Source organism: Martelella endophytica (assembly GCF_000960975.1).
GTDB lineage: Bacteria > Pseudomonadota > Alphaproteobacteria > Rhizobiales > Rhizobiaceae > Martelella > Martelella endophytica.
In genome coordinates this window covers 2865632-2880066 of record NZ_CP010803.1, presented here as the reverse complement: position 1 = coordinate 2880066, position 14435 = coordinate 2865632, and the positions used below count along the sequence as shown (strand labels likewise).

Annotated in this window: 10 protein-coding genes; 5 read left to right on the top strand and 5 right to left on the bottom strand. The window is 63.1% G+C overall.

Annotated elements, in window-relative coordinates; genetic code table 11:
- The first annotated feature begins 42 nt into the window (after positions 1 to 42).
- On the top strand, positions 43 to 1809 hold the full coding sequence (locus tag TM49_RS13065; RefSeq protein ID WP_045681840.1) for a nitrogen regulation protein NR(II): 1767 nt from the start codon (positions 43 to 45) through the stop codon (positions 1807 to 1809).
- A 394-nt stretch (positions 1810 to 2203) separates the two neighbouring features.
- Here the strand turns inward: TM49_RS13065 and ftsH are convergent, their stop codons facing one another.
- The 3 genes from ftsH to ybgF form a co-directional block, all read right to left on the bottom strand.
- The gene (ftsH, locus tag TM49_RS13055; protein ID WP_045681838.1) at positions 2204 to 4162 is read right to left on the bottom strand and encodes an ATP-dependent zinc metalloprotease FtsH; all 1959 of its coding nucleotides are present in this window, start codon (positions 4160 to 4162) and stop codon (positions 2204 to 2206) included.
- 109 nt (positions 4163 to 4271) lie between these two features.
- The gene (tilS, locus tag TM49_RS13050; RefSeq protein ID WP_045685215.1) at positions 4272 to 5615 is read right to left on the bottom strand and encodes a tRNA lysidine(34) synthetase TilS; all 1344 of its coding nucleotides are present in this window, start codon (positions 5613 to 5615) and stop codon (positions 4272 to 4274) included.
- Positions 5615 to 6451: a tol-pal system protein YbgF gene (ybgF, locus tag TM49_RS13045; protein ID WP_045681837.1), complete on the bottom strand. Its 837-nt coding sequence runs from the start codon at positions 6449 to 6451 to the stop codon at positions 5615 to 5617. The genes tilS and ybgF overlap by 1 nt, the downstream gene beginning before the upstream one ends.
- A 298-nt stretch (positions 6452 to 6749) precedes the next feature.
- Here ybgF and TM49_RS13040 point away from each other — a divergent pair, with 298 nt between their 5' ends.
- From TM49_RS13040 to TM49_RS13025, 4 genes are read left to right on the top strand one after another with little or no spacing between them, the layout of a single operon-like run.
- On the top strand, positions 6750 to 7970 hold the full coding sequence (locus TM49_RS13040; RefSeq protein ID WP_045681835.1) for an NAD-dependent epimerase/dehydratase family protein: 1221 nt from the start codon (positions 6750 to 6752) through the stop codon (positions 7968 to 7970).
- A gap of 4 nt (positions 7971 to 7974) precedes the next feature.
- Positions 7975 to 8835 (top strand): glycosyltransferase, encoded by an 861-nt coding sequence (locus TM49_RS13035; protein ID WP_045681833.1) that lies wholly within the window; start codon positions 7975 to 7977, stop codon positions 8833 to 8835.
- A complete protein-coding gene (locus TM49_RS13030) occupies positions 8832 to 9743 on the top strand; it encodes an NAD-dependent epimerase/dehydratase family protein (protein WP_045681831.1) in 912 nt (303 codons plus the stop codon). Before TM49_RS13035 ends, TM49_RS13030 begins: the two co-directional genes overlap by 4 nt.
- A 54-nt stretch (positions 9744 to 9797) precedes the next feature.
- Positions 9798 to 10487: an HAD family hydrolase gene (locus tag TM49_RS13025; RefSeq protein WP_045681829.1), complete on the top strand. Its 690-nt coding sequence runs from the start codon at positions 9798 to 9800 to the stop codon at positions 10485 to 10487.
- Between the two features lie 91 nt (positions 10488 to 10578).
- Here the strand turns inward: TM49_RS13025 and prfB are convergent.
- A protein-coding gene (gene prfB / locus TM49_RS13020; RefSeq protein ID WP_162484890.1) for a peptide chain release factor 2 occupies positions 10579 to 11710 on the bottom strand; the annotation gives its coding sequence in 2 pieces (ribosomal slippage) (positions 10579 to 11640 and positions 11642 to 11710; 1131 coding nt in all).
- A 155-nt stretch (positions 11711 to 11865) separates the two neighbouring features.
- Positions 11866 to 14310, bottom strand: coding sequence for a penicillin-binding protein 1A (locus TM49_RS13015; protein WP_045685213.1), 2445 nt, complete (start codon positions 14308 to 14310; stop codon positions 11866 to 11868).
- Between the last annotated feature and the right edge of the window lie 125 nt (positions 14311 to 14435).

Genomic DNA, 14435 nt, shown 5'->3' with positions numbered 1-14435 from the left:
GCAGTCAACGGGAAGTTGCGCTCTGGATCCGGAGTATCGCAGGTGGCCGAGCGGGAGCAGGACACTGCCTTTCCGGGCCTTTATGACCTGGCGGGCATCGACCGTCCGGTTGTCGAGCGGGTCCTCAAGAAGTCCATTCCCATCCTGATCATCGCCTTCCTCATCTCCGTGGCGCTGGCCCGCGGCTTCTCGCTGATTTCCTCCCACGCCCGCATGGAAGATGCCGTGCACCAGGCCACAGCGCTTTCAGCCGCCATGGCGCTGAAGGCGCTGGAAGACGAGTCGTCCCTGTTTGCGCCCACCGCCGCACCGGCGGCGAAGGCGGCACTGAAGGACCTGCTGACGCTCACGTTTGCCGACCCTGATACCGATCTGATGATCATCGATACCGATGGGCAGGTTCTTGCTGCCACTGGCGCCAGCGACAGCCTTGCCGGCAGAACGCTCGCCTCCGTGTTTCCCGGCCTCATCTCCGCCCACCGGACAGCATCCGGCGCCGTCAGCGAAACGCGCATCGACGGGGCTCCTTATCTGGTGTCCATGCATCTCGCCGGCGACGAGGGCGGCATGGTCGTGGCGCTTCACGCGATGAACCGGATGAACGCGCTATGGCGCGCGGAGGTGAACCTCAACGTCACGCTGTTTGCGGCGATGGCGCTGCTGCTTCTTGTCGTCACCTACGCCTATTACGGCCAGCTCAACCGGGCTGACGGCGTGACCGGGCGGATGGGTGAGGAACGCCGCCTGCGCGATGCCATGCTTGCCAATGGCGATGCCGGTCTCTGGTCCTTCGACGCGCGGACAAAATCGGTCGCTCTGGATGGTTCGGCGAGCGCCGTTCTCGGCTTCGGTTCGGCAGGCCGCGCCCTCTCCTATCGTGCTCTGCTGGGCCTGGTCCATCCGGCCGACCGCGCCGGCCTCGGCCGCAGCCTTCGCCCCAGCGATGACGGTGTGATCGAAACGAGCCTGCGCCTGAAGGCGGCGGACGGCCGCCACACGCTGGTCCATGTCCGTGCCCATGCCGCATTCCGGGGCGGCAAGCTGTTCATCTCTGGCGCCGCCATCCGCGCTGCAGGCCGTCACGCCCATGCGCTTGACGCGGCGACGAAGCGCGCCGGCCGGCTGCAGGCGGCGATCGATGCGCTGCCGCAGGCGCTGGCGCTCTGGCACAGGGATGGCCGGCTTGATGCCGCCAACCGCGCCTTCCGGCAGGCCTATGCGCTCGACGGCGGTGTCAGCAACATCCGCCGCGAGGATATCGAAGGCGAGCGGGAGGCCGCATCGGTGGTTGTGCGCCGCACGCAGGCCGGGGCCGACCAGTTGAGCGAAGTGCTGAGCCCGAACGGCGCCTGGCTGCAGCTCTGCGAAAGCGAGACCGATGGCGGCGAACGCATTACCGTCGGTACCGACATCACCCGCTTCAAGGACGAGCAGAACCGCCTGCAGGCCGAACAGGAGCGGCTGCGCCAAAAGATCAACGAACTCGCAGCTTCCCGGCGCAGGCTCGAACAGAAATGCGCATCGCTCTCCCTTCGACTGGAGCAGTCAGCACCCGCCCATAGCACTATCGACGCCCCCAATACTTCCGCCGAAATCCGTACCTCGCTGACAACCGTGCTCGGCTATTCCGAACTGCTGCTGGCCGAGTCGAGCGCGAACCCGGCATGCAGCCAGAAGCTCTGCGACTACGCCCGCTCGGTCCACGAGGGTGGCATGGCGCTTAACCTGCTGGTCGAGAGAATGGAAAACGGCCCGGTGCGGATGTCGAACGTCGAGCCCGGCAGCATCATCCGCCGCACCGTGGCCTGAACACCGACTAGCTTCGCGGCCTCGCCAGTCCAACGAGCCCGGTATAACGAAAAAATGCGGTTGCCGCTCATCATGCGGCAGCCGCATTTTTATTGACGCATTGGCTAGTCGTATTTCTCCTCGGCGGGAGTAGCTTGGGGAAGTTGGCGCGAATGTAGTCCTGGATCTTCGCGACCATGGCCTCACAGACCTTCGGCTTCTCCATGCTCCTCGCCCCTCCGCCTGCCACACGCTTTAGCTTGAGCCGAGCGCCCACCTGAGCATTGGTCAGGAAGCCCCTTCAGCACGCGCACGGCTTGGGTCTCAAGGTCATGCTCGAGGATGACGAGGCAAGGTATAGGGCTGACTTCGACAACAAAAAACCGCCGGTCGAGACCGGCGGTTCCTTTTGTTCTCAGTTTGGCTGCGGCTTGAACCCGTCGCCCTTGCCTTCGCCGGAAGGATCGGCGGGCTTGGCGCCGCCGGGCTCCTTCTTGGCGCCCATGGAAGGGACCGCCGAGCCGCGCGAGGGCGGCGTGTCGTCGCCGAGGTCGCGCGAAGGCTTCTCGCCCTGCAGGATCGACTTGATCTCGTCGCCCGACAGCGTCTCGTATTCGAGAAGGCCTTCCGCCAGCGCGACGAAGCCGTCGTGGTTTTCCTTCAGGATGCGGGTAGCCTCGGTGTAGGCCTCGTCGATCAGGCGGCGGATTTCGCTGTCGATCTTCTGCGCCGTCGTTTCCGAGACGTTCTTCGACTGCGAGACCGAATGGCCCAGGAACACCTCCTGCTGGTTCTCACCATAGGAGACATGGCCGAGCTCGTCGGAGAAGCCCCACTGCGTCACCATTGCGCGGGCAAGCTTGGTCGCCTGCTCGATATCGGAGGACGCACCGGAGGTGATGTTGTCCTTGCCGAAGGTCAGCTCCTCGGCGACGCGGCCGCCCATCATGATCGCCAGACGCGAGATCATCCACTTGTAGCTCATCGAGTAGCGATCGCCCTCGGGAAGCTGCATGACCATGCCGAGTGCACGGCCACGCGGAATGATGGTCGCCTTGTGGACGGGGTCCGCCACCGGCACCTTCAGCGCCACGATGGCGTGGCCCGCCTCGTGATAGGCCGTCAGCTTCTTCTCGGCCTCGGTCATCGCGGTGGAACGCCGCTCGGCGCCCATCATGATCTTGTCCTTGGCGTCCTCGAATTCGGCCATGGTAACCAGACGCTTGTTGCGCCGGGCCGCCATCAGGGCGGCCTCGTTGACAAGGTTCATCAGGTCAGCACCGGAGAAGCCGGGCGTACCGCGGGCGACGACCTTGAGGTCGACATTCGGCGCCAGCGGCGTGTTGCGGGCATGCACCTTCAGGATGCGCTCGCGGCCGACGATGTCCGGGTTCGGCACCACGACCTGACGGTCGAAACGGCCGGGACGCAGCAGTGCCGGGTCGAGAACGTCGGGACGGTTGGTCGCGGCAATCAGGATCACGCCCTCATTGGCCTCGAAGCCGTCCATCTCGACCAGCAACTGGTTCAGCGTCTGCTCGCGTTCGTCATTGCCGCCGCCGAGACCGGCGCCGCGGTGACGACCGACCGCATCGATTTCGTCGATGAAGATGATGCAGGGTGCGTTCTTCTTCGCCTGCTCGAACATGTCGCGCACACGTGATGCACCGACACCGACGAACATTTCAACGAAGTCGGAACCCGAGATGGTGAAGAACGGCACATTCGCCTCACCGGCAACGGAGCGCGCCAGAAGCGTCTTACCGGTACCGGGCGGGCCGACCAGCAGCACGCCACGCGGAATGCGACCGCCGAGGCGCTGGAACTTCTGCGGGTCGCGCAGGAATTCGACGATCTCCTCAAGGTCCTGCTTGGCTTCGTCGACACCGGCAACGTCATCGAAGGTGACGCGACCATGCGCTTCCGTCAGAAGCTTGGCCTTCGACTTGCCGAAGCCCATCGCACCGCGAGAGCCACCCTGCATCTGGCGCATGAAGAACAGCCAGACACCAAGGATCAGCAGCATGGGCAACAGCGTGCCGACATAGCTCAGAATGCCGCCGGAACCATCGCTCACCGGCTTGGCCGTGACGCGGACGTTATTGCTTTCCAGCTTGGTCAGCAGCGTATCGTCGATGACGGGGGCATAGGTATGGAAAGTCGAGCCACTGCCGCCGCCATAGGTGCCGGTGATGTTGTTGCCGGTAATCGTCACGTCGCGGACCTTGCCGGAATCAACGTCACTGACGAATTGCGAATAGGCCACCGATGTCGCAGCATTGTGCGACGGCGTCGACTGGAACATGCTGAACAGCGCGACCAGCAGAAGCGCGATTATGGCCCACAGCGCAATATTGCGTAGGTTTGGGTTCATTAAACTCCCCGAAATCATATGTTCGACGGAAACACCGTCGCAGAATTACGCCTAACATAGGGTTCGTCCCATGTCTTGCCAAGACGAGCGGCCGTCAAGTTTCGTTTTCTCAACGCAAATAGACCCTGAGCGGAAGGGCATAGCCGGGATGGCCGAAGCGACTGGCAATGCCATTGGCAAGCCTGACGTCGACACCCGGCAGAAACCGGTCGAACGGCGCGAAGGCGGGACTGAGGCCAACCGCCGAAAGCGCCCCCTGCCCGCTTGCCGAGGGCTGCACGGCGGCGGCAAGGTTGCCGATCCGGGCGGGAAGTCCGGCAAAGACATGCGGAACGTCACCAGGCCCGTTCACAGACGCCGGCCGCACCACGACAGGCTCAAGCGACCGGTTATCGACCTGCCAACGTCCGTCCCAGAGCTCCACAGCGCCCGCGGGCACGAAAAGGTCCGGAAGGTCGCGCTTCTCGCGCAGAATAAAGAGGCTGTTGCCGCGCTTCTCGAACAGGCAGCGCCCCGCGGTCATCCTCTCCCCGGAGGGCCCCGCGGCAAGCGCCAAGGCATCCTCAAGCACCTCGGTGCCCGGCCCGTGCGGGCGGCCGCCAAAAACGCGGATGATGACGTTGGCGAGATAACGCGCGGCGTCGCGGCTGGCCATCATCGCGCCGACATCCAGCTCGGCGACCGTGCGGCCATAAATGCGGCAGGAGCCCTCAAACAGGTCCAGTGCTTTGCAGGCAAGGCGGGTGCGCTCTTCGAGCTGAGCGCCGACGCGGGCCGATAGCGCCTCGACAGCGGCCTCATCCGCAAGTGCCTTGCGCACCCTCACGCGCTCATAGCGCATGTCGTCATTGGATGGGTCGTTGCTCCAGGCAATGCCGCGCTCTTCCAGGAGCGCCCGGATCGCATCGCGCCGGACGTCGAGAAAGGGTCTGGCCAGCCAGTTTTGCCCCATCAGCAGCGTATGATCGGCCATGACGGCTGTCACCGCCTCGCTGCTCCGGTGCATGCGCATGACAAAGGTCTCGACCTGATCGTTTAGGGTATGACCGACCGCGATCACGTCGGCGCCGATCTGCGAGGCATGGGCGGCAAGCAGCGCGTAGCGCGCGCGCCGAGCGGCATCCATCATGCCGGCTTCCGGCTTTTCGCCGCTCCATACGAGGGTTTGGTGATCGAGGCCGCGGCTATGGCAGAAATGACCGACGACCGCGGCCTCCTGGGCCGAGCCGCGCCGCAGACGATGGTCGACGGTCGCAGCGGAAATGCGGATATCAGGCCTTCCCGCCTGCTGGCGGGCAAGACCGAGGGCAACAAGCAGGCCAAGCGAATCGGAACCGCCGGAAACGGCAACCAGAACGTGACAATCGGTCTTCAGGCTTACGACAAAACGGCGCGCGGCCTCCAGCGCGGCGGCGCTGCCTTCCGATCCGGTACGGCTGGTGTCTTCAGCCATCAGCATCCCAGTTTCGTCATCTCCGAGCTTGCCTTCGACAGGACAGCCTGGGCTGCATCCGGATAGCGGGTGGGCACCTCGGAGAAGGTGGCGCAGGCGGCATCCTTGTTGTCCATGCCGGCGAGCGACTGGCCGAGCTTCAGCAGCATTTCCGGTGCCTTGTCGGAATTCCCGTAGGCCTTGTAGGCGTTCAGAAACGTCTTGGCGGCATCGCTGTACTTCTGCTGGGCCAGCATCGATTCGCCGAGCCAGAAGCTGGCATCGGGCATCAGCGGGCTATCGGGATAGCTCAGCACGAATTCCCCGAAGGCCTGTTCGGCCTGCGGATAATCGCCGGAGAGCACGAGGTCATAGGCAGTCTGATAGAAGGTGGCGTCATCGCCACCGCTTTCGGCGGCTTCGGGCAAGTCCGGGGCGATGTCGACGCTGGGAGACGTGCTGGAGGATGCGGCTGGCGGCGGAGTGGTGATATTGGCGGCGCTGTCACTGCTGCCGCTGGTGCCACCATCAGCCGCGCCGGTATCGCGCGAGCCACCGCCGGCGCCACCGCTCTCCAGATCCTGCAGGCGGAACTCCATATCCTCCTGCATCTTGCGAATTTTCTCTTCCATCTGCAGCATCTGGAAGGAGAGGTCTTCCACCTGCCCCGTCAGATTCCGCACCTGTTCCTCAAGCTGCATGATCCGCCCGGAATCGGTTGCCTGGATCTGAACCACCTGGCTTTGGCCACTGGCCTTCTGCGATCCGGGAAACAACGAAAATCCTTGGGCATGCGCGACCGTCTGCACGCCGAAAAAGGCGGAGCCGGCCAGAAGACATAAAACAGTTCTTCTCATATCGAATATCCCAAAAAGTCAGTTCCTGCGCGACGAAGCGTCCGCTCCCACCGTCCGACACACTCTTTCTGGCCATATTTAGGTCAAGATGCAAATTCTTGTTGGGGCTGTCTAAAAAAACCATCGGATCGGCAGGCCCAAGACAGTCGCGCGGCGCGTCGATCATCTCGAAAACAGCAAAGCCGGTTGGTTTCCCTGGCAAGAAATTACGCAGGCGTAACAAAACTCTTGCAATTATGTCATAGTCAGTAGGATTAACACCGACCTTCTATTCCATGAAACTGAGCGGAGTGGCTCCATGAAAATTGCGGTTATGGGCGGAGACGGATTCATCGGGTGGCCGACGTCGCTGCATCTGTCGGACGCGGGACACGAAATCCATATCATCGACAATCTGTCACGGCGCTGGATCGATACCGAGCTCGGCGTGCAGTCGCTGACACCGATGGATTCGATCCAGGAACGCACCCGCATCTGGCATGCCGAGACCGGCCGCCGTATTCATTTCCACCTCATCGACCTCGCCAAGGATTATGAAATCCTCAAGCAGTGGCTGGCCGAAGAGCGCCCGGACGCGATCATCCATTTCGCCGAACAGCGCGCCGCCCCCTATTCGATGAAGTCGGACCGTCACAAGAACTACACGGTCGACAACAACGTGAACGCGACTCATAACCTGCTGAACGCGCTGGTCGAGATCGATCTCGACGCCCATGTCGTCCATCTCGGCACGATGGGCGTCTACGGCTATTCGACCGTCGGCGCCGCCATTCCGGAAGGCTACCTGCCGGTCGATATCACCGCCAATTCCGGCGAGAAGGTTTCGCAGGAAATCCTCTACCCGTCGAACCCCGGTTCGATCTACCACATGACGAAGTGCCTCGATCAACTGCTCTTCGCCTTCTACGCCAAGAATGACGGCCTTCGCATCACCGACCTGCACCAGGGCATCGTCTGGGGCACCCATACCGAACAGACCCGTCGCCATGCGCAGCTCATCAACCGCTTCGACTATGACGGCGACTACGGCACGGTGCTGAACCGCTTCCTGATCCAGGCGGCGATCGGCTATCCGCTGACTGTCCATGGCGTCGGCGGCCAGACGCGCGCCTTCATCCACATCCAGGATTCGGTCCGCTGCATCGAGCTCGCGCTTAACAATCCACCGGCGCGCAACTCCCGCGTCGAGATCTTCAACCAGATGACCGAGACCCACCGGGTCCGCGATCTGGCGAAGATGATTTCGGAAATGGCCGGCGTCGAGATCGCCTGGTTGCCCAACCCGCGCAAGGAAGCGGCCGAGAACGACCTGATCGTGAAGAACGACAAGTTCCTGGCTCTCGGCCTGAACCCGATCACGCTGAAGGAAGGCCTGCTCGAGGAGATCGTCGAGATCGGCAAAAAATATGCCTATCGCGTCGACCGCAAGCGTGTGCCGGCCGTCTCGGCCTGGACCAAGGACATTGCCAAGACGATCAACCGCGATCCCGAGGGCAAATCGCTGAAGTCGGTTTCGTGATCTCATGGTTGATGGCCTGAACGAGGGCGTCCGTCGACAGACGGACGCCAAATCCCCCTTCGCCTTCGTGACGCTCGTCACCAACAACGACTACGCCATGGGCGCCCTGGCGCTGGCGCGGTCGATCTTCCTGACCGGAACGCCGGCCGATGTCGTGGTGCTCCACACCGGCGGCACGCCTGAGGCGGCGCTGGAGCCGCTTGCCGAGCTTGGCTGCCGGCTGATCGGCGTCGACCATCTGCCGCTGTCGGATGCCTTCAACGCCCGCCATGCGCGCCGCGAGGTTCACGGCAATGCGCCCTTCACCAAGGGCCGCAAGCCGGACTTCCACACGCCGCTCGACAACTTCTGCAAGCTCAGGCTCTGGCAGCTTACCGAGTACCATGCCGCGGTGTTCATCGATGCCGATGCCATCGTGCTGAAGAACATCGACAAGCTGTTCTTCTATCCGGAATTCTCCGCAGCGCCGAACGTCTACGAAAGCATCGCCGATTTCCATCGGCTGAACTCCGGCGTCTTCGTTGCGCGGCCCGACATCGAGACCTACGAGACCATGCTTGCGGCGCTCGATGCGCCGGATGCCTTCTGGCGGCGTACCGACCAGACCTTCCTGCAGACGTTCTTTCCCGACTGGCACGGCCTGCCGGTGTTCATGAACATGCTGCAATATGTCTGGTTCAACATGCCGGAGCTCTGGAACTGGACCGATATCGGCGTGCTGCACTACCAGTATGAGAAGCCGTGGGAAGAGGATCATCCCCGCGCCGAACAGCTCAAGCCGCTGATCGACCTGTGGTGGGCCTATTTCGACGGCGACAACATTCCGGAAATAGCGACGCTGAAGAACCCGGCCGAGACCGCATGAAGCATGTGCTCGTCAGCGGCGGGACCGGGTTTGCCGGCCGCTACATCGTCGAGGCATGCCTGGCCGAGGGCGCGCGGGTGACGGTCGCCGGCCGCACCCCACCGGCTGACGGGCTGTTTCCGGCGCCAGTCGGTTTTCGTCCGCTGACGCTCGAGCCCGAGGCGGCAACGCCCGAACTCTTCGCCGACATCGATACCTTCGTCCACGCCGCCTTCGATCACCTGCCGGGCCTTTACCGCGGTGGCGAGGGCGATGATCCCTCCGGCTTCGTGCGTCGCAACGTCGATGGCAGCATTGCGCTCTTCGAGGCGGCGGCTCGTGCCGGCGTCCACCACGCCGTGTTTCTGTCGAGCCGCGCGGTGTTTGACGGCTACCCTGCCGGAACGGAACTGGAAGAGAGCCTGCCGCCGAAGCCGCAGAGCCTTTACGGCCGGGTCAAATGGCAAGCCGAGCAGGCGCTTTCGGCGCTCTCCGCCCCCGGTTTCGTTCCCGTGTCGCTGCGCGCGACCGGCATCTATGGCGATCTCACGCCAAACAAGTGGGACGCGCTTTTCGAGCGCTATGCCGCCGGCGAGACCATTGCGCCACGGGCGGGCAGCGAGGTGCATGGCCGCGATCTTGCCGCCGCCGTCCTCGCCGTCATCCGCGCGCCGGTCGCTCGCGTCACGGGCAAGGCCTTCCACGTCTCCGATATCGTCACCGACAACCACACCATCCTCGCCGCGCTGAAGGCCGCCCTTGCCTCGGCCCATCCCCTGCCCGCACGCGCCGACCTCGGAACCGTGAGCGCGATGACGACGGCGCGGCTGAACGCCCTCGGCTGGCGCACGGGTGGTATGCCGCTTTTCGACGCGACGCTCCGGCAACTTGTCGATACCTTTGTCGCGAAACAGCCGCGCGGGATTTGAACTCGCCGCGATTTGCCACTAATAGCGGGGCGACAGACCCAAAGGATTTTACCCATGAGCCGTTTTGACCTCATCATTTTCGACTGTGACGGTGTTCTGGTCGATTCGGAAATTCTCGCAGCCCAGGTGGAGGCCAAGCTCCTGAGCGATGCCGGCTATCCGATCACCGCCGGCGAAATCGGCGAACGGTTCGCCGGCATGACCTGGCGCGACATCCTGCTGGCCGTTGAAAAGGAAGCCGCCATCCCGCTGCAGGCCGCCCTCTTCGACCAGGCTTACCAGGCGCTCGGCGAACGGCTGAAGCGCGAACTGCAGCCGATCGAAGGCGTGCGCGCTGCCGTCTCCCAGCTCTCCGAACCGCGCTGCGTCTGCTCGAATTCCACCGAGGAGCGCATCGACATGATGCTGACCAAGGTCGGTCTCATCGATCTCTTCCGCCCGAATATCTTCTCCGCCGAAAGCCTCGGCCCCGACCGCGTGAAGCCGAAGCCGGACGTCTTTCTCCACGGTGCGGAAAAGATGGGGGCCGCCCCGAAGAAGACGCTCGTCATCGAGGATTCGGTCCATGGCATTACCGGCGCCAAGGCCGCCGGCATGCGCGTTATCGGCTTCACCGGCGGTGCCCACACCTACCCGTCCCACGCCGACCGGCTGACCGACGCCGGCGCCGAGACCGTCATTCACCGCATGGAGGACCTGCCCGCCGTCGCAACCGCGCTTCTGGAATGGTCCGACCTCGACTGACGCGCTGGGCCCGAAATTCCCAAACAAAAAGCCGCGCCGGATAACCCGCGCGGCTTTTTAGTTTCAGCGAAAGCCGCTCAGGAGAGCTGCGTCAGTCGATATCCTCGACCGCGGCACCCGCGCCGCCTTCGATGCGGTGGGCAAGGGCTGCTTCCATGAAGCGGCTGACATCGCCGTCGAGGACGTCGGAGGGCGAAGTGCTCTCGACACCGGTCCTGAGGTCCTTGACGAGCTGATAGGGCTGCAGGACGTAGGAGCGGATCTGGTGGCCCCAGCCGATATCGGTCTTCGATGCCGCCTCCTGGTTGGCGGCCTCCTCGCGCTTCTGCAGCTCGGCCTCGTAGAGGCGTGCGCGCAGCATGTCCCACGCCTTGGCGCGGTTCTTGTGCTGGGAGCGCTCCTGCTGGCACTGCACGACGATGCCGGTCGGAATATGGGTGATGCGGACAGCGGAGTCGGTGGTGTTGACGTGCTGTCCGCCGGCACCGGACGACCGATAGGTATCGATGCGGCAGTCGCTCTCGTTGATGTCGATCTCGATCGAATCGTCGACCACGGGATAGACCCAGATCGATGAGAACGAGGTATGGCGGCGCGCATTGCTGTCATAGGGCGAAATCCGCACAAGGCGATGAACGCCCGATTCGGTCTTCAGCCAGCCATAGGCATTGTGTCCCTTGACGAGAATGGTTGCCGACTTGATGCCGGCCTCTTCGCCGTCATGGACTTCCATGACCTCGACCTTGTAGCCCTGACGCTCGGCCCAGCGGGTGTACATGCGCAGCAGCATGTTGGCCCAGTCCTGGCTTTCCGTACCGCCGGCGCCGGAATGGACTTCGAGATAGCTATCGTTCGAATCCGCTTCGCCCGACAGCATCGCCTCGACCTGCTGGCGTTCGGCATCGGCCAGAAGCTTCTTCAGATTGGCTTCGGCCTCGGCAACGATCTCGTCGTCACCTTCCTCTTCGCCGAGCTCGATCATCTCGACATTGTCTTCGAGTTCCTTCTCGATGCGGCGCACGGAGGAAATGCCCTCCTCGAGAAGCTGGCGCTCGCGCATCAGCTTCTGTGCTTCCATCGCATCGTTCCAGATCGCCGGATCTTCAGCCTTGTTGTTCAGCCAGTCCAGCCGTTTGATTGCCTGATCCCAGTCAAAGATGCCTCCTCAGCAGGGTGATAGCCTGCTTGGTTTCATCGACAATCCCTTCGATTTCCGCTCGCATTGCACTCTCTCGGGTTAAGCGGTGGCCGCATCAGGGCGGGAGTGCTTCCCGGCCATAACGATGCGCAAATTCAATTTTTAGAACAGGCCGCTCAATAAGCGGCGAAGGGCGGGATGTAAACCCCGCCCTGCCTTTTCGGTCCCTGTCGTCGCGGCTCAGTAGAGCCCGCTCGAACCTGTGGAGATCGCCTTGTTGGCCTGCGAGGAATCCCTCAGGATCTGCTCCGGAGGCACATAACCGCTCATGTCGATGATATCGAGCGCCTCGGCGGGACCGGTGCCCGGTTTGAAGGCTTCCATGATCACGCCGGAACCGGAGCCCGAGGCGCGCATGCCCGTCGAGCGGTTGACAGCCACATTGGTCATGCCTTCCGGTTCGATGAAGTTTTCGACCGGCAGCTCCTTGAGCGCAGACTGCATGAACTCGTTGAAGATCGGTGCGGCTAGCCCACCGCCGGTTCCGTGGCGGCCGAGCGGCGTCGGCTGGTCGTAGCCGATGTAGAGGCCAGCCACCAGATTGGGCGTGAAGCCGACGAACCAGGCATCCTTCTCGTCATTGGTGGTGCCGGTCTTGCCGGCGACTGGGCGGTCGAGCTTGACGGCATGCGAAGCCGTGCCGCGCTGGACCACGCCTTCCATCATAGAGGTAATCTGGTAGGAGGTCATCGGATCGAGAACCTGCTCGCGGGTGTCGACGAGGATCGGCTCGGCCTGACCATCCCACTCCGGCGCGTCGCAATTCTCGCAGACGCGATCCTCGTGCTGGAAGATGGTCTTGCCGTAGCGGTCCTGAATGCGGTCGACCAGCGTCGGGTTCACCTGCTTGCCGCCATTGGCGATGACGGCATAGGCAGAGACGAGCCGCATCACGGTCGTCTCGCCCGAGCCGAGCGACATGGCCAGAACCGGGTCCATGTGGTCGTAAATGCCGAAGCGCTCGGCATAGTCGGCGACCACGTCCATGCCGAGGTCGTTGGCAAGCCGAACGGTCATCAGGTTCTTGGACTTCTCGATGCCGGTGCGCAGGGTCTGCGGGCCGGAGAAGTCGCCGCCGTAATTCTGCGGCTTCCACAGCTCGCCGCCCGATTCGATCTCGATCGGCGCGTCCATGATCACCGAAGCCGGCGTATAGCCATTGTCGAGCGCGGCCGCATAGACGAAGGGTTTGAACGAGGAGCCGGGCTGACGATAGGCCTGGGTGGCACGGTTGAACTGGCTCTCTGAGAAGGCGAAGCCGCCAACCATGGCCAGCACGCGGCCGGTCTGCGGGTCCATGGCGACGAGACCGCCCTGGACCTTCGGCACCTGCCGCAGGCGATAGTTGTCGCCCGTCTTTTCGACATAGACGACGTCGCCGGGGTTCAGCACGCCTTCCGGGCTCGTCGCATTCTTCTTGCCCTTCTCGGCGAAGCGATAGGCCCACTTCATCTGCTCGGCCGGGATGAATCCTTTCACACGCGCATCGTCGACACGCCCGGCAGCATCAAGCGGCGGGCGGATGCCGATTTCGGCGCCATCGCCGGAGACGCTCAGCACCACGGCGAGTTTCCAGTCACGGACATCCCAGAGCGGCGGCAGCTTCGACAGAGGCACGCCCCAGTCGCCCGAGATATCGATCGTGTCGACGGGGCCGCGGTAGCCGACAGCTTCATCGTAGTTGACGAGACCGTGGCGCAGCGCCGTCTGCGCATCGAGCTGCATCTGCGGATCGAGCGAGGTGCGAACCGAAAGCCCGCCTTCGTAGAGCATTTCCTCGCCGTACTTGTCCTTCAGTTCGCGGCGGACGGCCTCGGCAAAATATTCGTCACCTTCCACCGGCTGGTTCTGGTGGGTCGAAACGACGCCGAGCGGCTCGGCCTTGGCGACCTCGGCCTCCTCGGGCGTGATGTAGCCATTCTCGGCCATGCGGTCGATCACCCAGTTGCGGCGTTCGATCGCGGCATCGGCGTGACGATAGGGATCGTAGTTTGCAGGGCCCTTCAGCACGGCGGCGAGATAGGCGCTTTCGGCGATCGTCAGGTCGGAGACCGGCTTGTCGAAATAGGTCAGCGCGGCGTCGGCGATGCCATAGGCATTCATGCCGTAATAGACTTCGTTCAGATAGAGCTCGAGGATCTTGTCCTTCGAATAGGCGCGTTCGATCCTGAACGACAGGATTGCTTCCTTGACCTTGCGCTCAATGGTCTGGTCGGAACTCAGCAGGAAGTTCTTCGCCACCTGCTGGGTGATCGTCGAGGCGCCGACCGGGCGGCGGCCGGTGCCCATGTTCTTGACGTTGGTGATGATCGCACGGGTCAGGCCCATCACGTCGATACCGGGATGGGTGTAGAAATTCTTGTCTTCGGCTGAGAGGAACGCACCGCGCACCCGCATCGGGATGGCATCGATGGGCAGAAACAGGCGGCGCTCATGCGCATATTCGGCCATCAGTTCGCCGTCGCCAGCATAGACGCGCGTGGTAACCGGCGGATCGTACTGCGCCAGCACCTCGTAGTCGGGCAGGTCCTTCGCGACATTGTTCAGATAGACACCAACGCCGATCGCCACGACGACGAAAAGCGCGCAGGCGAGACCGAACAGATATCCGATGAGCTTAATCACATTCACGTTTATTGAACCCTGTATCTCGCGCGAGGAACGTCTTGCATCAATTGTTGTCGGGTAATGCTGTCCTGCCGACCGCCGGGACGGAAATAGCGCCGGACCGCGGCAATGGAAACACCCCG